Source organism: Paenibacillus sp. FSL M7-1455 (assembly GCF_038004655.1).
In the GTDB taxonomy this organism is placed as follows: domain Bacteria; phylum Bacillota; class Bacilli; order Paenibacillales; family Paenibacillaceae; genus Paenibacillus_AQ; species Paenibacillus_AQ cookii.
Map to the genome: position 1 here is coordinate 1,326,758 of NZ_JBBORO010000001.1, position 21,835 is coordinate 1,348,592.

A 21,835-nucleotide genomic window follows, 5' to 3' on the forward strand; every position below is an offset into this window, starting at 1 on the left:
TTTGGATCAAGGGAGAGAAAACGATGAAAAAAACCGCCTTTAAAACCGTATCCCAAAAAACGCTGGCTTATTCGCTCGCATTTACGCTTGCAGCTTGCCCGCTGGCCAGCGCCGGTCATGTTCTGGCCGCGCCGGCAGCGGCATCCGCGGATTCCGTAGAGGCTGCGCAGGCGCATGCCCAAGCCCAAGTCGCGTACCGGATTGACGCTGGGCTCGACGAAAAGAATATGCACATCCAAGGGAGAGAAACGGTCACGTACCGGAACACGTCCAAAGATACGCTGCGGAAGATCGTCTTCCATACGTTTGCCGATGCCAACCGGTCCAAAGCGACCCAAACTTCGATGTTTGAGCAAAACAACGAGGAGATCCGAAAGGAAAATCCACAGAAGAAGCCGGAAGATTTTCTTGGAGGCATCGACATCTTGAGTGCGTCGGCGGGCGGGGAAGCATTGGCCTACCAAAACAGCAATCAGGCTCTGACCGTTGAATTGAAGCAGGAGCTAAAGCCAGGGGAAGCGGTAACGGTAGAGATCGGCTTTGAGGTGAAAATTCCTTTCGGCATGCAGCGCCTGTCCTACTACAAAGACATCGTCAATGGCGCGCATTGGTTCCCGGTCATGTCGGTCTACGACAAGGAGAAGCATGAGTGGGATCAAACGCCGTACAGCAAAATCTTCGAAACCGATTATTACGACTCCTCGGATTTCGAAGTTCATTTAAACGTGCCGGAAGCCTATCAAGTGCTGATGCCGGGGACGATCGCAACGCAGGCGGATCCGAAAGAGCCCGGCCGGAAAATCGTGTCTGCCGTGGCGGACAACACCCGGGAATTCGTCTTTTTTGCCAGCCCGAATTATAAGGTGGAGAGCATAACGCGTGACGGCTTGACCATTGAATATTATTATTTCGACAATATGCCGGACAAGAAACAAATCGTCGATGAATACATCGACACCGCTTTTAAGGCGATTCAATTTTTTAGTGAAAAATACGGGAAATATCCTTATCCTGAGTTCCGGATCGCGGAGTCGTACGTAGAGGGAGTGGCGGTCGAGTTTGCCCGGGTCATCCAAATGGGGCAAATCCGGCCGAACAGCGATCCTGCGCATGACACCACATTCGTGCACGAGATCGCCCATCAATGGTTCCATGCCCTGATCGGCAACAACTCGGAGAAAGAATCGTTTTTGGACGAAGGGTTTGCCGATTTTTCGATGGTGTATTTTGCGGAAAAACAAGGCGATAAGCTGAACGGGTTCAAATCGATCCAAATCGATGATTTGTCTTCCATAGATAAGCCGATCGCCGGAACCAATACGGAAGTAGGAGACTTGCAGAGTCCAACCTTTTACAATAAAGGACGCCAGGCCATTTACCAGCTGTACCGGAACGTGGGCGAAGAGAAATTCGACATGTTCATGAAAGAATATTTCAAACGGTACGAGTTCAAAAACGCGACGATCGAAGGGCTTTTGCAGACGATCCAGGATACGCTCGGCGATGAGTCGCGAAAGGAAATGGACAAGATCCTGCATGATCCGCATTTTGCCCTAAAGCCCGAATACCGATTGTCTGAGGCGGAAGAAGCCGCTTATTGGCGTGAACAGTTTAAAACCTCGTACCGTTCTTCCCTGTCCCAAATTCCGAATCTGCCGGCGGAAACGATGAGCCGCATCATGGACAAGGCGCTGCAGGGCGAACCGTTGACGATCGTGGTGAGCGATCAGGCCGGCAGCCAAGCGAAAAAGCAACAGCAGACGATCTTGACACAGCTTGAAGGGACGCTTGGGATCATGGGCATTCCATACGAGGTCGTTTCCGACCGGCAAACACTCAAGAAAAAGCTGGAAAAGGAGCTCGGAGCCAGCAATATCATTGCCATCGGCAGCGCGAAAACGAACGGACTCATCCAGGCGCTTAAACCCGGCATCATGCAGAAATCGAAGGCCATCGGCTTCGACTGGAAAGGCAAGATGAACCAAAAGGCATCTTCGGGAGCATACGTCATTAAGCATCCATACAATCAAAACCGCCTGCTGCTGCATTTTTTCTGGAACGGTGAAGCCCTGAGCGGCAACGCGGTCGAGCCGTTTGCGGAGCAAATGCTGAGAGCACTCAACTTTAGCACCGACTTTTATCAGTATTACGTTTTGAACAAAACAGGCCAAATCGCAACAGATAAAAAGATCGCTAACCCGATCGCGAAATTTTTCGGAGAAGAATAAGATCAAGCAAGCCGCTAGCCAAAACGCCGGTTTCAAGTTATGGTTATAGTAATTGGCAGGGCGGGGAAGATGATACTGCAAGGCCGCGGGGAGCGGCCTCGCGGTTTTTTTGTTCCGCATGGTTAGAATAGGAGGTCGAACGGAATTGTCGCTAAGCCAAAAAATACTGATCGTGGACGATGAAGAAGATATTTTGAAGCTCCTGAAAACGGTTTTGATCAAGGAAGGATTCGAGCACGTACATACCGCCGCTACGGCGAACGAAGGCTGGCGCAAGTTTCAGGACAAGCAGCCCGATCTCGTTATTTTGGATATCATGCTCCCGGACGGCGAAGGGTATGACGTCTGCAAACAAATCCGGAGCGTTTCGAACGTGCCGATTTTCTTTTTGTCGGCCAAAGCCGAGGAAATCGATAAAATACTCGGATTTGCCATCGGCGGCGACGACTACATCACCAAGCCGTTCAGCCCGAAGGAAGTGGCTTACCGGATCAAAGCCCGTTTTAGAAGAGCGGAGGCCGTGCCGGAAGAGGAGAAAAAGGACCGCATCCTGAAAGCAGGCCCGTTCGAGCTCAACGAACAAACATTCGAACTGAAAAAAAACGGCGAAATCATCGAGCTCAAACCGAAGGAGCTTGGGCTGTTTACCCATCTGCTCAAGCACCCGAACCGGATCATCAGCAAAGAAAGCCTGTACGACCAAGTATGGGGAGAGGAATCCTTCGGATACGACAATACGGTCATGGTCCATGTCCGGCGGCTGAGGGAAAAAATCGAGGATGATCCTTCGAATCCGCAGTTTTTGGTGACGGTGAAGGGGCTCGGGTACAAGCTCGCCCTGGAGGAAACGAAACGATGAAATGGAGGCTGACCGGCAGGTACTTGGCATCCGTCGTCCTGATCGTCGTCATCGTCATTATCATCAACTTCCTGATTTTGGCCGGGTTGTATATATACCATAACGTATCCCCCAAATCCCCGCTCAAATACGGAGAAGATTCGGCCGAGGGCATCACGCGCTCATTCGCCCAAGAGATCGTCGTTTCCGGATCGGGGATGGCCATCACCGAGCAGGGAAAGAAAACGCTGGAGGGCCATGGCGCCTGGATTCAAATTTTAGATGATAACGGCAGGCAGGTTTATGGCTATCTCGTACCGTCCGGGGCCAAAACCAAATATACGCCGCTGGATATCGTCCAGACTTACAAGTATATGGAAAAAGAGCTGATGTCGACGGTTTTTATCGGGGAAAAGGCGATCGACGGCAAACGCTACAGCTATTTGATCGGCTTTCAAAATCCTTATCTGGAACGAAACATATTTACCTACGATATCCGGTCCGTGGGGCGCTTCCTGCAGATCGGAATCCTGACCGTGCTATGCGTCGACGGCTTCATCGCGCTTTGCATCGCTTACCTGTTCGGCAAAAGGTTAACCCGGCCGCTTCACGCCCTGATTGACGGGATTAAGCAGCTGGCCCATAAAAACTACCGGATCCGGTATGAAGCCAAAGGCATCTACAAGGACGTGTTTTATAACGTAAACGTGTTAAGCGAGGAACTGCGCGCAAGCGAAGCGGAACGAAAAAAGCTGGACCGGATGAAAGAGGAATGGATCGCGAACATTACGCATGACATCAAAACGCCGCTCGCATCGATTCAGGGATACGCGGAGATGATGAGGGACAAGGATTACGAGTTTACGGTCGAAGAGATGCGCGAGTATGCGGAAGTGATCGAGCGGAAATCGCTGTACCTCAAAGACGTCATCGAGGATTTGAACCTGTCGACCCGCCTGAAAAACAAAAACATATCCCTCAACCTAAAACAGGCGAATCTCGTAAGCCTTGTCCGGAATACCGTCATCGACATGCTGAACGATGCGCGCTACGGGAGCCGAAACATCGATTTTCGGTACAGCGACGAGATGGTCATCATGGATGTGGACGAAATTTTGATCCGACGGGCCGTGAGCAATTTGATTTATAATGCGGTCGTTCATAATGCGGAGGATACGGCCGTTCAAGTCAGCGTAGAGAAACACGGCGGAACGGTCTCCATCGTCGTGGAGGATCAGGGCAAAGGAATCCGGGAAGAAGAGCTGGAGCGCGTGTTCGACCGGTATTATCGCGGGACCAATACGGGCGAGCTGCACAAGGGTTCGGGCCTGGGCCTGGCCATCGCGCACGATATCGTCCAGGCGCACGGAGGCAAAATCGATGTGGACAGCGAGCTTGGCCGGGGAACCCGCATCGAAATTAGGTTGGGAATGGCAAAAGCAGGCGATGTCAACAGATGACGTTGGCCTGCTTTTCCATGTCAACGAATCGTCAACGAGTCGGACGGCGAAGGTTTGCTGCTCCGCTGGAGGGAAAACATGTTCAGTTCCGGGCGCGGCCGGCCCGTGAGCTCGTCCCCCAGCAAATCGGCGGCGATCATGCAGTAGACCGTGCCGTTGCCGCCGTACGCTTCGATAAAATAACAATTCGGGTAATCCGGGTGCGGGCCGACCATCGGCATTCCGTCATGGGTCGTCCCGAAAATCGAAGCCCACGCGCAATCCGCTTCAAGGCGGGCGTAAGCGGGAAATAACTTGCGGATTTCTTCGATCAGAACCTTCGTCTGGTGCAGGAGGCGGGCTTCGCGTTTCTCCGGGGCCGGTGGGGACTCGTCCAGTCCGCCCGCCACGATGCGGTTGTCCGGGGTCGTCCGCATATAGAGATAAGGCCTTGCCGTTTCCCAAATCAAACAGCGTTCATGCCAATCGGACAAATCGCCGACGGGTTTGGTCAATACGGCGTAAGAAACGTTGATGACGGCGTTTTTATCCTTTTTCAATTCCTGTGTTTCGTACCCCATCGAAAAAATGACTTTGTTGGCGCGGATTTTCTTGCCGTTCGCATAACAAGTGACCCCGTTCTCGGCGAATTCGAAGTGTACCGCTTCGGTCTGTTCGTAGATGTCGGCTCCTTGCTCCGCCGCCGCTTTAACCAAAGCGTGAACCAGGCGGTAAGGATTGACTTCCGCGTCGCCGTCCTTGTAAAGCGCGGCCGGTTTCGTGAAAGGCATGCGTTTTCCGATCTCTTGTTTATCCCAGTACTGCACTTGGAAACCGTGTTTTCTAAGCGTTTGATACTCCTCCCGAAGCATTTCCACGTCGTCTTCGCTGCTGGCAAAATACAGGCTGCTGCGGGGGACGAACTCCAGTCCCGGCGAAAGTTTGGCGCAAATCTCCCGGATTTGTCGGATGCTTTGTTCGCACTTTTTATAGAAAGCGACGCCGATCTCCTCGCCGAAGGTGTGGATCATGGACGTCAGGGATTTGTCGTTCGAACTTTGAAGCAAACCGGTGTTGGCCGCCGTGCTGCCGCCCCCGATGTTTCTTTTGTCGATGAGTACGATGTTCCGATGGCGCGCCGCGAGTTGATAGGCCATCATCGCGCCGCTCATCCCGCCGCCGACGATGAGGAAATCGCAATCCACGTCTTGATCCAGCACGGGATATTCGGGTGCGGGCTTCAGCGTATGGGGCCATGCCGGATTTCCGCTGTTCAAGATCATCGTTTTTCGCTCCTTTCCCTTTAGATACCAGCCTCGTTTGCTCCCCATTCAGTATTTCTCGATCTCATGCCGTTTATCGGCTGCACATAGAAAAAAATGACCGGGATATAATAAGCACGAGTTAAATATCCCCAGAGGAGGCAAAAACGTTATGCAATCCGGTCAAATGCAGCCGATCACCGGCAAAGAACTGGAGTATATCGTCGATTCGATATCCAATGAAGATTTGCTGATCAAGCAGTGCGCCGCGACGTGCGCCACGACCCAAAACCCGACGATTCAGCAGGCTCTGCAGCAGTATATCCGCTCGATGGACCATCATCTGGACCTGCTCGTCCAAGCGCTGCAGCAGCATCAGCCGCTTGCGCCGACGCAGCCGCAGCAATAAATTCCAAAGGAGGCACGCATAGATGTACTATCAACAATCCGGCAATTCCGCCTTTATGCAGGACGAGGACCTGCTCTACACCATCCTCGCAGACCTGAAACGGACGGTAAGGGAATATACGACGGCGACGACGGAGTCCTCCTGCCCGGCCGTTCGGAACCTGTTCACGCAGCTGACCAACGATACGCTCCGCATGCAAGGCGAACTTTATAACCTGATGAAGCAGCTCAACATGTACTCGACTTCCTCCAAGGCCCTGCGCCAGGATCTCGACAAGCAGGTTCAGAGTGCGCGGAACACGCAGCAAAAAACCCGGCAATTCGTGCAGCAAAAAACGTCCAACATGGGGCAATACGCGCAGGCCGCGCAAATCCAGCCTCCGCAGCAAAACGCTCAAAATCCTTACTACATGTAAAACATAACCTGCTTCCCGCCTGCTCAAACATGGGATGGAAAAGGGCGGGGCAAGGGGCATGGCACAATTTTACCGTCTCAAATTCGGCCCACGCCGCGGAGACGGTTTTTCTTTGCATGCACCCTAAAGTATTGTAATATTAGTATTAATCTCTTTCCCGGGTATGACATGTTTTGTAAGCAACCCGCGAAACGAATGCTGGAGGATACTTATGAAAGAACTTACCGAACTGAAGCTGAAAGTCCTCGACCTGCTGAATGAGGACGCGAGACGATCCCCACAACTTCTCGCCACCTTGATTGGCGTGGACGAGGAGGCGGTGAAAGAGGCGATTGCCGAGCTTGAGGCGGACCATGTCATCGTAAAATACGCGGCCGTCGTCAACTGGAGCAAAATTGAGGAAGAAACCGTGACGGCGCTGATCGAAGTGCAGATCACCCCTGAGCGGGGACGCGGTTTTGAAGGAATCGCGGAGCGCATTTATTTGTACCCGCAGGTGAAGTCCGTTTATTTGATGAGCGGAGCGTACGACCTGCTCGTCGAAGTGGAAGGACGCAATCTGAGGGAAGTGGCGAACTTCGTTTCCGAGAAGCTGTCGCCGATCGATTCGGTATTGTCGACGAAAACCAACTTTATTTTGAAAAAATATAAACAGGACGGCATTATTTTTGAGGACCGTGAAGAAGATAACCGTCTCATAGTCTCGCCGTAAAGGAAGATGTGTCATGATCGTGAATGAAGATACCAAACAACAGCAAGTCAAATCGATGGAAACGTATTTGTCCCCGCTCGTCAGAAATATCCCGCCGTCGGGCATCCGCAAGTTTTTCGACCTGGCGAACGGCAGCAAGGATATCATCACGCTCGGCGTGGGCGAACCCGACTTCACGACGCCTTGGCATGTCAGGGAGGCTTGCGTTTATTCCCTGGAACGCGGAATGACCGCGTACACTTCCAATGCGGGGATGATCGAACTCCGTGAAGCGATTTCCGACTATTTGAACGACAATTTCAAGGTCGCGTACGATCCGAAGGATCAAATTATCGTGACCGTCGGCGGCAGCGAAGCGATTGACCTGGCTTTGCGGGCGCTGATCGTTCCCGGGGACGAAATTCTGATTCCGGAACCTTGTTACGTGCCTTATTCTCCGATCACTTCGATCGGGGGCGGCGTTCCCGTCGGCATCGAAACCTATGCCAAGGACGATTTCAAGCTGACGGCCGAAGCGCTGGAAGCCAAAATCACGCCGAAAACCAAAGTGCTGATCCTTTGCTATCCAAGCAATCCGACCGGCTCCATCATGACCTACGAGGATTGGCTCCCGATCGCGAAAGTCGTGGAAAAACACGATCTGATCGTCATTGCCGACGAGATTTATGCCGAGCTGACCTACGGCCAAAAGCATGTCAGCTTTTCGTCCATTCCGGGCATGATGGACCGTACCATCCTGGTCAGCGGTTTTTCCAAGGCGTTTGCGATGACCGGCTGGCGGATGGGATATGTCTGCGCCCACCCGGACCTGATCGCAGCCATGCTGAAAATCCACCAGTACACGATTATGTGCGCTCCCGTCATGGGCCAGGTCGCCGCACTGGAGGCACTGAAGCACGGCATGGAGGAAAAGGACCGGATGGTCGAGTCCTATAATCAGCGCCGGCGCCTGATCGTCCAGGGCTTTCAGGATATCGGGCTTTCCTGCCACGAGCCGAAGGGCGCGTTTTATGCGTTCCCGAGCATTGCTTCGACCGGACTGAGCTCCGAAGAATTCGCGCACCGGCTGCTGCTGGAGGCGAAGGTCGCGGCGGTTCCCGGAACGGCCTTCGGCGCGAGCGGGGAAGGATTTTTGCGGTGCTCCTACGCCACTTCCGTTGCCCAGCTGACCGAAGCGCTTGACCGGATCGGAAAATTTTTGCACAAGCTCAAGCAGGAGTCATAAAAAAGTTCCATTTTAGGTATTTTCTGGGTATTGTATTGTAAGCCTTCCTTGTACACGATGTTCTTTTCTTCTGGTCTGAAGGCCGCTCCTATGGATATTTGCAAAACCTGTATCAGGGTTTTATACTGATTTTGAATAATTTAACAAATTATTCACTTTCTTTTATCGATTTATATGTTATAATTTTGCTTCGGGAGCAAGAAAAGACTTACCAGGGAGGGGTTACCTTTGTTCTGTGCCGAATATGATTTGCCCTCATATCGCGGCGACTACATTGCCGAAGGCGATCAGCGCGGTGATTGGTCGGCCAAAACGACGGATTCTGCGAAGAATATTTCCTTGGAAGACGAAATTTTGATGCTCCGCAACAAGATGGAACAGATTTTCATGCAGGAACAATCCTTCACCTCGGAAGTCGTGATCGAAATCAGCAGCTTGCTCGACCTCAAAATCAACGAATACATGAAATCATCATGCCCGAAGAAAAATAAATCGTAAGCCTTAAAAAAGCTTGCAGACATCCAGTCGCTACGTTTATCCCGTCCCCTTCAGGGCGCAGGAGAAGGAAGTTCATTCCGGTGAATTTCCCTCCTGCCCCGGGAGGGGATTTTTGCTGTCCGGCCTTTAGGAAGGGGCCGCTTTTTTGTCTCTCCCAGGTATGATATATTGAACCTATTGGAGAATAGAGGAGGAGCAGAGAGTGAAGGCGTACGGTAAACTCATGCTGGTTATTTTCGCTGTTTTTATGCTTGCGGGCTGCGGGAAGGAAAAGCCGGACCTGTCGATTTTCATGATCGACGACAAGTCCGATCCCACCCAAGTCGCCGAGCCGCTTGAGAAAGCGCTGCAGGAACGTCTGGGCCAGGAGATCAAGGTTGAAGTGATCGCAAGTCCGCTGTACAATCCGGAAAAGCTGATGGTCGAATATGCCGCGGGCGGCCACGACATCATGATTTTGCCTGAAGAGGACATGAAAAATTACGGCAAAATGGGAGGCCATGTGGTGCTGGACGACCATTTCGACCCGAAAACATATCCGGAAGGCGTATTTGCGAGCATGGAAGAAAAGGATGACAAAACGATCGACAAAACGGAACATCTTTACGGGATCCCCGTGAAGGACTTGAAGATGTTCAAGGATTTGAAATATACGCCTGACAAGCTGTTCGTCACCATCCCGGTGTCCTCGAAGCATATGGATAACGCGGTGAAGGCGCTTAAAGAAATGACGGAGTAGGCGGCTTTTGAGCTTAAGGGAGGAACGAACGAATGAGAATTTATACACGGACCGGCGACGAAGGCCAGACATCCGTCATCGGCGGACGCGTTTCGAAGGATGATCTGCAGGTGGAAACCTACGGAACGATCGACGAGCTGAACTGTTTCGTCGGCCAGGCCGCAAGCCTGATGGAGGGCGAGGTTTTTGCCGATTTGCGGGACAACCTGATCGAAATCATGCATGAATTGTTCGACTGCGGGTCGGACCTGGCGTTCGTCAAGCTGAGCGAAAGCAAATATAAAGTGCGTGCCGACATGGTGGAGCGGCTGGAGCAGTGGATCGATCGGTACCTGGAGGAGACCCCCGAGCTGGAGCGGTTTATTTTGCCTGGGGGAACGCAGCTGGCGGCGACGCTGCATGTGTGCAGAACCGTATGCCGCCGCGCGGAACGGAGAGTCGTCACGCTCGGCCAAAAGAAGGCGATCAATCCGGAAGTCCGCCGGTATTTGAACCGGCTGTCGGATTATTTCTTCGTGGCGGCCCGCACGGCCAACGTCCGCAGCGGCGTCCCGGACATCGAATACGTCCGCAGCAAAAAGGTGTTCGGCAACAAAAAATGACAGCTTATTATCCGCCAATCACTTATACCGTGCCCGAAACGGAGGATGGCTGGCTGCTCAAGACCATCCTGCTGCGGCGCATGCATGTTTCGCGCAAGCTGCAGTCCCGGCTGAAGCTGACGGAACAGGGAATCACGTTAAACGGCCGCCGAGTGTACACCAGCGTTCCCGTCCAGGCCGGGGACGTGGTGGCGATCCGCATGGAGCAGGAAATCTCCGACGACATTTTGCCGCAGCCGATTCCTTTTGAAATCCTCTACGAAGACGAACATCTGCTGGTCGTCAATAAAGAAGCGGGCATGATCGTGCACCCGACGCACGGGCATTATACCGGCACGCTGGCGAACGGGGTCGTGGACTACTGGCGCCAAAAAGGCGAGTCGTTCCGTTTCCGCGCCGTACACCGCCTCGACCAGGAGACGACCGGCGTGCTTGCCATAGCCAAAAATCCATACGTGCATCAGCATATATCCGAGCAAATGATCGGAAACCGCGTGGACAAAACGTACCTCGCATTGGTGCATGGGACCCCGGCCCCGCCGGAGGGCGAAATCGACGGGCCGATCGACAGGGACCCCGAAGAGCCGCACCGCCGGATCGTCACGCCAAACGGTTATCCGTCGCTGACCAAATACCGGGTGCTGGACAGCTGGAAAAACGGGTCGCTTGTCCGGCTGAAGCTGGAAACGGGGAGAACGCATCAAATCCGCGTCCATATGACGAGCATCGGCTGTCCCCTGATCGGGGACAAGTTGTATCGGCATGACGTCTATAAAGAAATCGGGATCGAAGCCGCGGACCCGGCAGCGGGTGCCGATTCCGTTATTGAAACGAATGACCCTCCTATGCTGGCGGCTGCGCGGAACATCGTTCAATTGGACCGGGCGATCCCGCGCCAGGCGCTCCACGCCTATGAACTTTCCTTCGAGCATCCGGTCACGCACAGGCAAATGACCTTTCAGGCGCCGCTGCCCGCGGATATGCGGAAATTGCGGGAGCGGCTGGAGGAAGGGCTGTAGTGCCGAAGGGCCCGATGCATCAAATACCGACAAAGAGAGTGGAATGACAGATGAGCAAACTGCAGGTTTACCAATATCCGAAATGCGGCACCTGCCGCAACGCAATCAAATGGCTCCAGTCCCATGGCCATGAGCTGGAGCTTCACCATATCAAGGAAGAACCTCCGGCGCCCGAAACGCTGGAGAAACTGATCGGCTTAAGCGGACTTCCGCTCAAAAAGTTTTTTAACACAAGCGGCGAAGCGTACAAAGAAATGGGCCTCAAAGACAAGCTGGCAGACATGTCCGAAAAGGAGCAGATCGAGCTTTTGTCTTCGAACGGCATGCTGATCAAACGTCCGATCGTGACCGACGGCCGCAAAGTAACGGTCGGCTTTAAAGAGGATCAATACGAATCCGCCTGGGGATAACAGGAAACCGCGCAAAAGCTCCCCCTAGTTGTGTTATACTAGAGGCAGCATTGCCCGCCCTTGAAACAGGGATGAGGCAGACAAGGGGAGAAACGAAGATTGATCACGAATGAAAAACGACCATCCGTTATGTTGGTGGACGGGATGGCATTGTTGTTTAGAGCTTATTACGCTACCGCAACCAGCGGATATATCCGCCGGACGAAATCGGGGATTCCGACGAATGCGATTTACGGGTTTATCCGGTATTTTTGGGACGCGGTGCAAAATTTTGATCCGAGCCACGTCGTTTGCTGCTGGGATCTTGGGGGCAAGACGTTCCGCGGGGAGCACTTTTCGGCTTATAAAGGAAACCGGCCGGAGGCGCCGGAGGATCTGGTGCCCCAGTTTTCGCTGATTCGGGACGTGATGGACAGCATGGGCGTCCCCAATATCGGCGCCGAAGGGTATGAGGCCGACGATTGCATCGGCACGCTGGCCGCCAAGTTCAGCCAGGACATGGACGTGATGGTTTTGTCCGGCGACCATGACCTGCTGCAGCTGGTAAGCGAACGCACGACCGTCATCATCATGAAAAAAGGCCACGGCAACTATAAGGTGTACACGCCGGAGACGTTGTACGAGGAACGGCAGCTTCATCCGCGCCAAATCGTCGACGTCAAGGCGCTGATGGGCGATGCCAGCGACAACTATCCAGGCGTTCGCGGCATCGGCGAAAAGACGGCGCATAAGCTGATTCAGGAGTACGGTTCCATCGAGGGGCTGCTCGACAATCTGGATCAGGTATCGAAGAGCATCCGCGCCAAAATCGAAGCCGATCTCGAGATGCTGCATCTTTCGCGCCGCCTGGCGGAAATCCATTGCGCGGCCCCTGTGGCGTGCGCGCTGGAAACCTGCCAGCTGTCGCTCGACGAGCAGGCGGTGGTCGATAAATTCGAAGAGCTTGAGATGAAGAGTTTGTGCCATCTGCTCGGGGTCGTCTAAAACAAAACGAGAAGTTTGCCACGCACGGGGATGCCGGCATCACGCCCGGCGTCCCCTTTTCCGTGCGCTTGCGCATTGACTTTCATGGAACAACTGGGCTATAATGCCCGTGGTTATTGGATAGGATTCGCTATTTGATGCCGCAGACGGGCAAACAGACAAGAGAATGGTGCAGGAGGGATTGCAAACGATGAGTATTCTGGGAGCGATTGAAGCCGGAGGTACGAAATTTGTATGCGGTATCGGGAAGGAAGACGGAACCGTGCTCGAGCGGATCAGTTTTCCGACGACGACGCCCGAAGAAACGATGGCACAGGTGGTTTCTTTCTTTCAAAATAAAGGCGTGGAAGCGATCGGGGTAGGTTCGTTCGGACCGATCGATCCCGTCAAAGGAAGTCCTACATACGGACGCATTACGACGACCCCTAAACCGCATTGGAGCAACTTCGATATCGTCGGCCATCTGGGCTCGCATTTCCAGGTTCCGATCGAATTCGATACGGACGTGAACGGTGCGGCGCTGGGCGAATATACGTGGGGCGCAGCCAAAGGGTATGACAGCTGCCTGTACATTACGGTTGGCACCGGAGTCGGCGCCGGCGCGGTCGTCGGCGGCGAACTGGTGCATGGTCTTTCGCATCCGGAAATGGGACATATTTTGGTCCGCCGGCATCCGGAGGACAAATTCGAAGGGTTCTGCCCTTACCATGGCGACTGCCTGGAAGGCGTAGCCGCAGGTCCTTCGCTGTCGAAACGCTGGGGCGTTCCGGGTGCGGAATTGACGCCGGATCATCCGGCTTGGGACATGGAAGCCTATTATCTTGCGCAAGCGTTGATGAACTATATCCTGATTTTGTCTCCGCAAAAAATCGTCATGGGCGGCGGCGTCATGAAACAGCTACAGCTGTTCCCGCTGATTCATGCAAAATTGCAGGAGCTGCTGAACGGTTATGTGCAGCTTCCGGCCATCAACGAGCAAATCGCGGACTATATCGTTCCTCCGCAGCTTGGAGACAACGCCGGATTATGCGGCGCGCTCGCTCTGGCCAAAAAGGCCTTGGCTGCGGGTTAATCCGATATCGTTTTTTTGGACGGGCTGCCACAAAAGGATTGACCATTTGCGATGATGTGGTATCATTTGGAATAACAGCATAATAACGGGGAAGCACCTCTCTTGAACTTCAAGGGAGGTGCTTTTTTTATTGTGCTGATTTCAAAGGGAGGTAAAGCAAGATGCAGACCGTATTTATGAATCGCATGGTGAAAGAAAGCAAGCAGGGAGGGACATGGGCGGAAGTATGGATCGACGAGGGGGAAGGCGTCTGGAAGCTTGGCTGGAGGGATATGGAAAGGGGCGGCAGCGTATCGGAACAGACCTGGTACGAAGGCGGTTCCTGGAATGAGATGCTGCATATATACCGCCACGGCCTGGCCGTGAAATTGGGCGAGGGCTTCCGTCCGGTCATTGACGGCATCTTTCACGACGAAGAGGAGCAGAAGGGAAAAAGCCAAAACGCGCAAAAGTTGTATTGCTACAGCGAGCTGAACTACGACGAGGAGCTTTACAACGAGCTGTGCGCCTGGCGGCGCAAAAAAGCGGCGGCCGAGCGGAAGGCGCCCTATTTTATCGCAACGAACCGGCTGCTGCGGCTGATCAGCACCTTTGTGCCGATGACCTTGGACGAGCTGCTGCAGCTGCCCGGCGTCGGGGACAACAAGGCGGCGGAATACGGTGCGGAGCTGCTGGAAATAACAGCAGGTCGTGAACGCAGCCACGGCTTCCCGCTGGAGTGGGTGCAGGACGAGCTGGACGAGACGACCTACGAGGCATGGGTATACAAGCAGAAAGAGCTGAAATATAAGCAGGATCTCGATCGGTACCGGACCAAGCAAATGCTGCTCCAAGGCATCCAAAACGGCAAAAGGCTTGAGGCGATGGAGCAGGAAACCGGCTTGACGAGACGGGAGCTGGTGGAAGCGCTCGAACAGCTGGAGAAAGAAGGTTACGACGCCGAAAGCCTGATCGCCGGGGAACTGCAGGAAATGCCGGAAGCGGAGCAGGAAGAGGTGTGGAAGGCTTTCGAGGAGCTGGGGGACACGCTGCTGAAGCCGGTCATGCACCGCGTGTACGGTCAGGAAGCAGCGGCGGGACCGCTGACGGAGCTCCGGTATGAACGACTGCGTTTGATCCGGATCCGGTTCCGGAAGGAAACGGGAAGCGGCCGGCATGCGGGATAACCTGCAGGTCGCGGGCTCCGGGCGTTTGGTGCGGCGATAAACGGAAGAAGAAGCTTCAGTCACGGAGCGCGGGGACAATGCCGGGATGACGGGCCGTACCGTGGTGAATACGGGTGCCTGCTTCGTATCCATGCCGCTAAAGACGCAAAAAGGACGAAGATGCTTTACGTGCACGCGGAATGCAGCTTAAGCCAATCTTCGTCCTTATTCTAAATCGGCCGCCTTTCAGATCCAGTCCTTCTTGCGGAAAATCAGCAGCATGCTGACGGCGAGCACGGCCATGATTCCGATCACGACAAAATATCCGTAAGCCGTATGCGTTTCGGGCATATTGTCGAAGTTCATGCCATAGATTCCGGTAATGACCGTGAGCGGCATGAATATGGTCGTGATGGCGGTAAACACGCGCATGATTTCATTCGCGCGGTTGGCGATGCTGGACTGGTAGGCTTCGCGAAGGTTGCCCATCAGATCGCGGAACGTATCGAAGGTTTCAGAAATTTTGACGGCATTTTCATAAATATCGCTAAAATATTTTTGCAGCTGATCGTCGATCAACCGAAGATCCCGTTTATTGAGCGTATTGATCAGTTCTTTTTGCGGTCCCAGCACCTTTTTCAGCCACAGGATTTCGCTTCGCAAACCGATGATTTCGTTCAGGTGCGATTTTTTCGTGTGCATCAGGATATCTTCTTCCAGCTTTTCGATTTTGGCTTCGATCCGGTCGCCTACGGTGAAGTAGTTGTCAACGACAAGGTCGATCAGCAAATACAAAAAGCGGTCCGGGGTGCTGACTTCCTGCTCCCATAAAATCGGCTTCAGGGAACGCAGCTCGTGAATTTTTTGTTTGGTCACCGTGATAATAAAATGGCGGCCCAAAAAGACGTTCAGCGCACGCAGGAAAATTTCCTCGTCATCGAAACGGATGGAATTCACGACGATAAAATAATGGTTTTCGTAAATTTCGAGTTTGGGGCGTTGTTCCTCTTCGCTCAAGCAGTCTTCCACCGCCAGATCGTGAAGGGAAAATAAAGGCTGCAAAAGCGCCAGATCTTCCACGTCCGCATCGATCCAATAGAATCCTGCAGGCGGGGCAGTCAGCGTGGTTTGGATGTCATCGATCGGGCTGAAAACGCCCTCGTTTACCAACCGGATTTTCATCTGATTTCACTCCTTCATCCCGACATGCGGCGCATGTCCAGGAAACGCTTGTTTAGGGCATAGGAAAGAAATCAGCGTTGCCGGTCGTTTTTTTTCGGGGAATTAAAAGAGGAATCCGCGGTAGACAAAAGCGAAAACTTCCCTGCGCCGGCAAGCCGATTTCAGTTCTATGCGGTTGTGTTCATTTGCATTCAGCTTCGGGCTCGGGTCGCCTTCCATCTCATGTCACCTCTTGTTTTAGGTTCAAACACTTGTCTAGTATAACGCCGGGCCATGGACCTTTCAAGAAAAAAATCGCGCCTGGCGCCGTCCTGTTACAGCGTATGACAAAGGCTGGAAAAACGTGTGGGCTCCTCTTGCGGCATTTGCCCGAAAGCTTCTTGACGAAGGATGGGATTATGATTTAAAGTAAGGAACAAGAACAAGAACAAGATCATAAAACTGAATACAGCGAAATCTTATCAAGAGCAGGTGGAGGGACTAGCCCAATGAAACCCGGCAACCGGCGCGAATGCGCACGGTGCTAATTCTTGCAGGAACGTGAAGCTGCTTTGCGCAGCGGTTTCTGACAGATGAGAGAGGCGTAAAATATAACGAACATGACCTTTCTCTATGCAGGAAGGTCATTTTTGTTTTATATGCACCTTGCTCCCCCGTATGATTTTCGCCACCTTCAAAAAGGAGTGTTGAATCATGCCGATTAAAATTCCGGATGCCCTGCCGGCCAAAGAAATTCTAAACGGAGAAAATATTTTCGTCATGGATGAGAGCAGAGCGTACCATCAGGACATTCGGCCGCTTCGCATCGCCATCCTGAACATCATGCCGACCAAAGAGACGACGGAAACGCAGCTGCTCCGCCTGCTGGGCAACTCCCCGCTGCAGGTGGAAATTACGCTGCTGCACCCGCAGTCGCACACGTCGAAAAATACGTCCGTGGAACACTTGGAGGCATTTTACAAGACGTTCGACGAAGTGCGCCACCGCCGTTTCGACGGCATGATCATTACCGGCGCGCCGGTGGAACGTTTGGATTTCGAAGACGTGTTCTATTGGGATGAGCTCGAGGAAATCATGGATTGGTCCAAAACGAACGTCACCTCGACGCTGCATATCTGTTGGGCCTCGCAGGCCGGCCTGTATCATCATTTCGGGGTGCCGAAGTGGGATTTGGCCAAAAAATGCTTCGGCGTGTTCCCGCATACGGTCAACCGGCAAAACGTAAAGCTTCTTCGCGGTTTCGACGAGGTGTTTTATGTACCGCATTCCCGCCATACGGAGGTCCGCCGCGAAGACATCGAAGGCATCGACGAATTGGAGATTTTGTCCGAATCCGAGGAAGCGGGCATCTATTTGGTGGCAACGAAAGACGGCAGACAGATTTTCGTCACGGGACATTCCGAATACGACGCCTATTCCTTGAAGTGGGAGTACGAACGGGATATCGCCAAGGGCATGGAGATGGACATTCCGAAGCATTATTACCCGAATGACGACCCGAGCCAAACCCCGCCGGCGATCTGGCGCGCCCATGCAAACTTATTATTCTCTAATTGGCTGAATTACTATGTATATCAAGAAACGCCCTACGACATCGGCGAAGTCGCCGAAGTTTGGCCGCAGATCTAGGCTGCATACTTAAGGAGATTATGGGGGAAACCGACATGGAGAAAAGAAAAGCACTAAACATCGAAAGCCGATTGGCGCAAATCGGTTCGCAGGAGGATCCGGTCACGGGAGCCGTAAACTTTCCGATTTACCAGGCCACGGCGTTTCGCCATCCGAAGCTCGGCCAAAGCACGGGATTCGATTACGCTCGTACCAAAAGCCCGACGCGCAAAGTTCTTGAAGAAGCTGCCGCCGAATTGGAGTCCGGCGATGCCGCATTTGCGTGCAGCTCGGGCATGGCTGCCCTTCAAACGATCTTTTCCTTGTTCAAGCAGGGCGACCATTTGATCGTATCGCTTGATTTGTACGGCGGAACGTACCGGCTGCTGGAGCGGATCCTTTCGAAGTTCGGCGTCAGCGCGTCGTACATCGACACGAATGATCTGGATGAGCTCGAAAAATCGAGACGTCCGGAAACGAAGGCGGTTTTCATCGAAACGCCGACCAATCCGCTGATGATGATTACGGACATCGAGAAGGTGGCTGCTTGGGCGAAACGCCATGAACTGCTGACCATCGTGGACAATACGCTGCTGACGCCGTTTTTCCAGCGCCCGATCGAACTTGGCGCAGACATCGTCATTCACAGCGCGACCAAATATTTGGGCGGACATAACGACGTGCTCGCCGGCCTGATCATCACGAAAGGAAAAGAGCTGTCGGAAGAAATGTTTTTCCTGCACAACTCGATCGGAGCGGTGCTTGGAGCAAGCGATTCGTACCAGTTGATGAGGGGCATGAAGACGCTGGCGCTCCGGATGGAGCGGCATGAGAGCAACGCGATCGCCGTTGCCGAGTTTCTGAAGACGCATCCGGCCGTGGCCGAAGTGTTCCATCCGGCGTTCCCCGAGCATCCGGGACACGACATACAAAAGAAACAATCCAGCGGGAACACGGGCATTTTCTCCTTCAAGGTCAAGGATGCACGCTACGTGGAGCCGGTTCTCCGCCACATCCGGCTGATCGCTTTTGCCGAAAGTTTGGGCGGCGTGGAGTCGCTGATGACTTATCCGGCCGTGCAAACGCATGCGGACATCCCGGAAGAAATCCGGAAGGCCGTCGGCGTGGATGACCGGCTGCTGCGCTTCTCCGTCGGCATCGAACATATCGACGATTTGATCGCCGATCTCGGCGGCGCGTTGGACGCGGCCATGGAGGAAGTCGAAGGAGGAAAACGCCATGAGTGAGCAGCACGGCAAAGAGCAAAACGGCCAAGAATCGCGGAAATTCGCGACCAAACTTCTTCATTTCGGCTCGGAAATCGATCGCAACACCGGGGCGTCCAGCGTGCCGATCTACCAGGCATCGACCTTTCACCACGAAGACGTGTTTAACCCTCCGGTTCACGACTACAGCCGTTCGGGCAATCCGACGCGCCAGGCGCTGGAAGATTATATTGCGCTTTTGGAAGGCGGCGTAAGAGGTTTTGCTTATTCCTCCGGCATGGCTGCCATCTCCAGCACCTTCATGATGCTGTCCGCAGGCGACCATATGATCGTGACCGAAGACGTGTACGGCGGTACATACCGATTGCTGACCAGCATTTTGAACCGGCTCGGCATCGAAAGCACCTTTGTGGACATGACCGACCTGGATCAAGTAAGGGCGGCATTAAAACCGAACACCAAAGCGGTATATATGGAAACGCCGTCGAACCCGACGCTGAAAATTACCGACATTGCGGCCGTCACGTCCTGGGCGAAAGAACATGACCTGCTCACGATGCTTGACAACACGTTCATGACGCCGTATTACCAGCGTCCGATCGAACATGGCGTCGATATCGTGCTGCACAGCGCGACGAAATTTCTGGGCGGACACAGCGACGTGCTGGCCGGTCTCGCCGTTGCCCGCACCCCTTCCATCGGCCGGCAGCTGAAGCAGCTGCAAAACGGGCTCGGAACGGTGCTTGGCGTCCAGGATTCCTGGCTGCTGATGCGCGGGATGAAAACGTTGCAGGCGCGGATGAACCACAGCGAGCAAAGCGCGGCCGTGCTGGCCGCATGGCTGAACGGGCGTCCGGACATCGAGAAGGTATATTATCCGGGACTGCTCGATCATCCGGGGCGGGAAATTCATGAAAAGCAATCCACGGGTTACGGAGCCGTCGTTTCGTTCGACGTAGGTTCGGGCGAACGCGCCAAGCAGGTGCTGAACAAAGTCCGCATTCCGCTTGTCGCCGTCAGCCTGGGAGCGGTGGAAAGCATCCTGTCCTATCCGGCCATGATGTCCCATGCCGCCATGCCGGCCGAAGTCCGGCACGAGCGGGGGATTGCGGACGGGTTGCTGCGCTTCTCCGTCGGCCTGGAGGATATCGACGATTTGATCGCCGATTTGGATCAGGCTTTGCAAGGATCTTAACAAGGAAGGAAAGCGCCGCTTGACGCGGCGTTTTTCTTTTTGCCGTTTGCCGTGAGCGAAATCGCCGCATTCATCGCGGGCCAGGGATAATTTATGTCCATTTCGTGACCATTTTGTGACGGTGGCGATGCCAAATCCTTGAAAATCATGGTTTTTGCCTCACATGCCGTCTGTCATCCAAGAAAGTGAAGTTTTTCTCAAACCAAAAGTATGTTAAGATGATGAAGACGGTTTAATGATATAAGTCTGCTAAACGTATATATATTTTGCCATATGATAAGGAGGCTTCCGGAGATGAGCACAGTAGATCAGATCCTGGACAAAGCGCTGCGCGGGGAACGTTTGAACCTGGAGGACAGCGTGACCCTGTTTGAAAGCAACGAAGTCGAAAAAATCGGCCATGCCGCCGATATCATGATGAAGAGAAAACACCCGGAACCGATTACGACGTTTGTCATCGGACGGAACGTCAACTACACCAACGTGTGCGATACATACTGCACGTTTTGCGCCTTTTACCGCATCCCGGGCCATAAAGAAGGTTATCTTCTTCCGGACGAAGTCATCTTCCAAAAGATCAAGGAAACCGAGGATGTGGGCGGAACCGAAATTTTGATGCAGGGCGGCACGAACCCGGACCTGCCTTTCAGCTACTATACGGATTTGCTCCGCGGCATCAAGCAGCGGTTCCCGAACATTACGATGCACTCGTTCTCCCCGGCGGAAATCCGCAAAATGGTGGAGGTGTCGGGTCTTTCGCTCGAAGAGGTCATGCGCGAGCTGAAAGCTGCCGGACTCGATTCCCTGCCGGGCGGCGGGGCCGAAATTTTGGATGACCGCATCCGCAAAAAAATCAGCCGCCATAAAGGCACCTGGCGCGATTGGATGGACGTCATGCAGATGGCCCACAAAATCGGCATGAACACGACCGCCACGATGGTCATCGGCTTCGGCGAATCGATGGAAGAGCGGGCGCTGCACATGCTGCGCATCCGAGACGCGCAGGACGAATGCATCGCGAACGGCTATGATTCGAAAGGGTTCCTTGCGTTCATTCCGTTTACGTTCCAGCCGGACAATACGAGCCTGAAGCGGGAGCGCGAAACCCCTGAAGCCTACCTGAAAACGGTGGCGATCGGCCGCCTGGTGCTCGACAACGTGCCGAATCTGCAGTCCTCTTGGGTTACGATGGGGCCGGAAGTGGGCAAATTGTCGCTCAGCTACGGCTGCAACGACTTCGGCAGCACGATGATGGAGGAAAACGTCGTTTCCTCGGCGGGCGCGGTGCATAAAGTGAATATCGCTTCGATCCTTCAGCTGATCCGCGAGGCGGGGAAAATTCCTGCGCAGCGGAACACCCGTTACGACATTTTGCGCGTGTTTGAGGAAGGAACCGAAATCGAACGCGATTTTGTCATGCAGAACTAATCCATACTATAATGAAGATATTGTAAAAAATTTGAAAAACCCTTTATACGAATCCTGCTTCGAATGCGAAGCGGGATTTTTTTATTTTTAGGTGCAAACGTAGTGATGTCGAATTTTGCGAAAAAAAGTATTGTATTTTTATGCGTATTTTCGTATAGTTTACTTAATTAACGTTAATTAAATCGGAGCTGAGGTAATC

General features: G+C 53.5%; 22 protein-coding genes and 1 riboswitch. Of the genes, 19 read left to right on the forward strand and 3 right to left on the reverse strand.

The window, feature by feature from the left end:
* Positions 1-23 precede the first annotated feature (23 nt).
* The 3 genes from NYE48_RS06220 to NYE48_RS06230 all read left to right on the forward strand — a co-directional run bounded on the left by NYE48_RS06220 (position 24) and on the right by NYE48_RS06230 (position 4,526).
* Entirely contained in the window at positions 24-2,228 is a 2,205-nt protein-coding gene (locus tag NYE48_RS06220; RefSeq protein WP_340997526.1) for a M1 family metallopeptidase, read from the forward strand.
* A 118-nt stretch (positions 2,229-2,346) separates the two neighbouring features.
* The gene (locus tag NYE48_RS06225) at positions 2,347-3,087 is read left to right on the forward strand and encodes a response regulator transcription factor (protein ID WP_340997527.1); all 741 of its coding nucleotides are present in this window, start codon (positions 2,347-2,349) and stop codon (positions 3,085-3,087) included.
* Entirely contained in the window at positions 3,084-4,526 is a 1,443-nt protein-coding gene (locus tag NYE48_RS06230; RefSeq protein ID WP_212949066.1) for a sensor histidine kinase, read from the forward strand. Before NYE48_RS06225 ends, NYE48_RS06230 begins: the two co-directional genes overlap by 4 nt.
* Positions 4,527-4,546: 20 nt before the next feature.
* On the opposite strand, the gene NYE48_RS06235 is transcribed toward NYE48_RS06230, so the two are convergent.
* Complete coding sequence (locus NYE48_RS06235; protein ID WP_340997530.1) at positions 4,547-5,788, reverse strand: NAD(P)/FAD-dependent oxidoreductase; 1,242 nt, start codon at positions 5,786-5,788, stop codon at positions 4,547-4,549.
* A 151-nt stretch (positions 5,789-5,939) separates the two neighbouring features.
* Here NYE48_RS06235 and NYE48_RS06240 point away from each other — a divergent pair, with 151 nt between their 5' ends.
* From NYE48_RS06240 to NYE48_RS06295, 12 genes are all read left to right on the forward strand, one after another.
* Positions 5,940-6,176, forward strand: a complete 237-nt coding sequence (locus NYE48_RS06240) for a hypothetical protein (RefSeq protein WP_212949062.1) — start codon at positions 5,940-5,942, stop codon at positions 6,174-6,176.
* A 22-nt stretch (positions 6,177-6,198) separates the two neighbouring features.
* Positions 6,199-6,591 carry a spore coat protein gene (locus NYE48_RS06245; RefSeq protein WP_036708583.1) on the forward strand — a complete coding sequence of 131 codons (393 nt, stop codon included), beginning with the start codon at positions 6,199-6,201 and terminating at the stop codon, positions 6,589-6,591.
* A 211-nt stretch (positions 6,592-6,802) separates the two neighbouring features.
* Positions 6,803-7,303, forward strand: coding sequence for an Lrp/AsnC family transcriptional regulator (locus NYE48_RS06250; RefSeq protein WP_212953069.1), 501 nt, complete (start codon positions 6,803-6,805; stop codon positions 7,301-7,303).
* A 13-nt stretch (positions 7,304-7,316) separates the two neighbouring features.
* A complete protein-coding gene (locus NYE48_RS06255; protein ID WP_340997532.1) occupies positions 7,317-8,528 on the forward strand; it encodes an aminotransferase class I/II-fold pyridoxal phosphate-dependent enzyme in 1,212 nt (403 codons plus the stop codon).
* 228 nt (positions 8,529-8,756) lie between these two features.
* The gene (locus NYE48_RS06260) at positions 8,757-9,026 is read left to right on the forward strand and encodes an aspartyl-phosphate phosphatase Spo0E family protein (protein ID WP_036708586.1); all 270 of its coding nucleotides are present in this window, start codon (positions 8,757-8,759) and stop codon (positions 9,024-9,026) included.
* A gap of 202 nt (positions 9,027-9,228) precedes the next feature.
* Positions 9,229-9,765 carry a hypothetical protein gene (locus NYE48_RS06265; RefSeq protein WP_052147450.1) on the forward strand — a complete coding sequence of 179 codons (537 nt, stop codon included), beginning with the start codon at positions 9,229-9,231 and terminating at the stop codon, positions 9,763-9,765.
* 32 nt (positions 9,766-9,797) lie between these two features.
* Positions 9,798-10,367, forward strand: coding sequence for a cob(I)yrinic acid a,c-diamide adenosyltransferase (locus NYE48_RS06270; RefSeq protein ID WP_036715512.1), 570 nt, complete (start codon positions 9,798-9,800; stop codon positions 10,365-10,367).
* Positions 10,364-11,386 carry an RluA family pseudouridine synthase gene (locus NYE48_RS06275; RefSeq protein WP_340997535.1) on the forward strand — a complete coding sequence of 341 codons (1,023 nt, stop codon included), beginning with the start codon at positions 10,364-10,366 and terminating at the stop codon, positions 11,384-11,386. Before NYE48_RS06270 ends, NYE48_RS06275 begins: the two co-directional genes overlap by 4 nt.
* A gap of 50 nt (positions 11,387-11,436) precedes the next feature.
* A complete protein-coding gene (locus tag NYE48_RS06280) occupies positions 11,437-11,796 on the forward strand; it encodes an arsenate reductase family protein (protein ID WP_036715513.1) in 360 nt (119 codons plus the stop codon).
* Between the two features lie 129 nt (positions 11,797-11,925).
* Complete coding sequence (locus tag NYE48_RS06285) at positions 11,926-12,780, forward strand: 5'-3' exonuclease (protein ID WP_212953085.1); 855 nt, start codon at positions 11,926-11,928, stop codon at positions 12,778-12,780.
* Between the two features lie 190 nt (positions 12,781-12,970).
* The gene (locus NYE48_RS06290) at positions 12,971-13,852 is read left to right on the forward strand and encodes an ROK family protein (RefSeq protein ID WP_036715515.1); all 882 of its coding nucleotides are present in this window, start codon (positions 12,971-12,973) and stop codon (positions 13,850-13,852) included.
* Positions 13,853-14,013: 161 nt separating this feature from the next.
* Positions 14,014-15,018 (forward strand): HRDC domain-containing protein, encoded by a 1,005-nt coding sequence (locus tag NYE48_RS06295; RefSeq protein WP_036715517.1) that lies wholly within the window; start codon positions 14,014-14,016, stop codon positions 15,016-15,018.
* Between the two features lie 225 nt (positions 15,019-15,243).
* Here NYE48_RS06295 and corA read toward each other — a convergent pair whose 3' ends face one another.
* Positions 15,244-16,179 (reverse strand): magnesium/cobalt transporter CorA, encoded by a 936-nt coding sequence (gene corA / locus NYE48_RS06300; RefSeq protein ID WP_036715518.1) that lies wholly within the window; start codon positions 16,177-16,179, stop codon positions 15,244-15,246.
* 455 nt (positions 16,180-16,634) lie between these two features.
* Positions 16,635-16,758: riboswitch (SAM riboswitch) on the forward strand.
* Positions 16,759-16,872: 114 nt separating this feature from the next.
* On the opposite strand from corA, the gene metA reads away from it, so the two are divergent.
* Genes metA through NYE48_RS06315 form a run of 3 tightly spaced genes read left to right on the forward strand, consistent with a single transcriptional unit; the run spans position 16,873 to position 20,208 of the window.
* Positions 16,873-17,808: a homoserine O-acetyltransferase MetA gene (metA, locus tag NYE48_RS06305; RefSeq protein WP_036715519.1), complete on the forward strand. Its 936-nt coding sequence runs from the start codon at positions 16,873-16,875 to the stop codon at positions 17,806-17,808.
* Between the two features lie 35 nt (positions 17,809-17,843).
* The gene (locus tag NYE48_RS06310; RefSeq protein WP_340997537.1) at positions 17,844-19,034 is read left to right on the forward strand and encodes an aminotransferase class I/II-fold pyridoxal phosphate-dependent enzyme; all 1,191 of its coding nucleotides are present in this window, start codon (positions 17,844-17,846) and stop codon (positions 19,032-19,034) included.
* Positions 19,027-20,208, forward strand: a complete 1,182-nt coding sequence (locus tag NYE48_RS06315; RefSeq protein ID WP_036715520.1) for an aminotransferase class I/II-fold pyridoxal phosphate-dependent enzyme — start codon at positions 19,027-19,029, stop codon at positions 20,206-20,208. The genes NYE48_RS06310 and NYE48_RS06315 overlap by 8 nt, the downstream gene beginning before the upstream one ends.
* Here NYE48_RS06315 and NYE48_RS06320 read toward each other — a convergent pair.
* Positions 20,205-20,357 carry a hypothetical protein gene (locus NYE48_RS06320; RefSeq protein ID WP_340997540.1) on the reverse strand — a complete coding sequence of 51 codons (153 nt, stop codon included), beginning with the start codon at positions 20,355-20,357 and terminating at the stop codon, positions 20,205-20,207. The two genes, NYE48_RS06315 and NYE48_RS06320, sit on opposite strands and share 4 nt — an antisense overlap.
* 145 nt (positions 20,358-20,502) lie before the next feature.
* Here NYE48_RS06320 and mqnC point away from each other — a divergent pair, with 145 nt between their 5' ends.
* A complete protein-coding gene (gene mqnC, locus NYE48_RS06325; protein ID WP_036715310.1) occupies positions 20,503-21,636 on the forward strand; it encodes a cyclic dehypoxanthinyl futalosine synthase in 1,134 nt (377 codons plus the stop codon).
* The last annotated feature ends 199 nt before the right edge of the window (positions 21,637-21,835 follow it).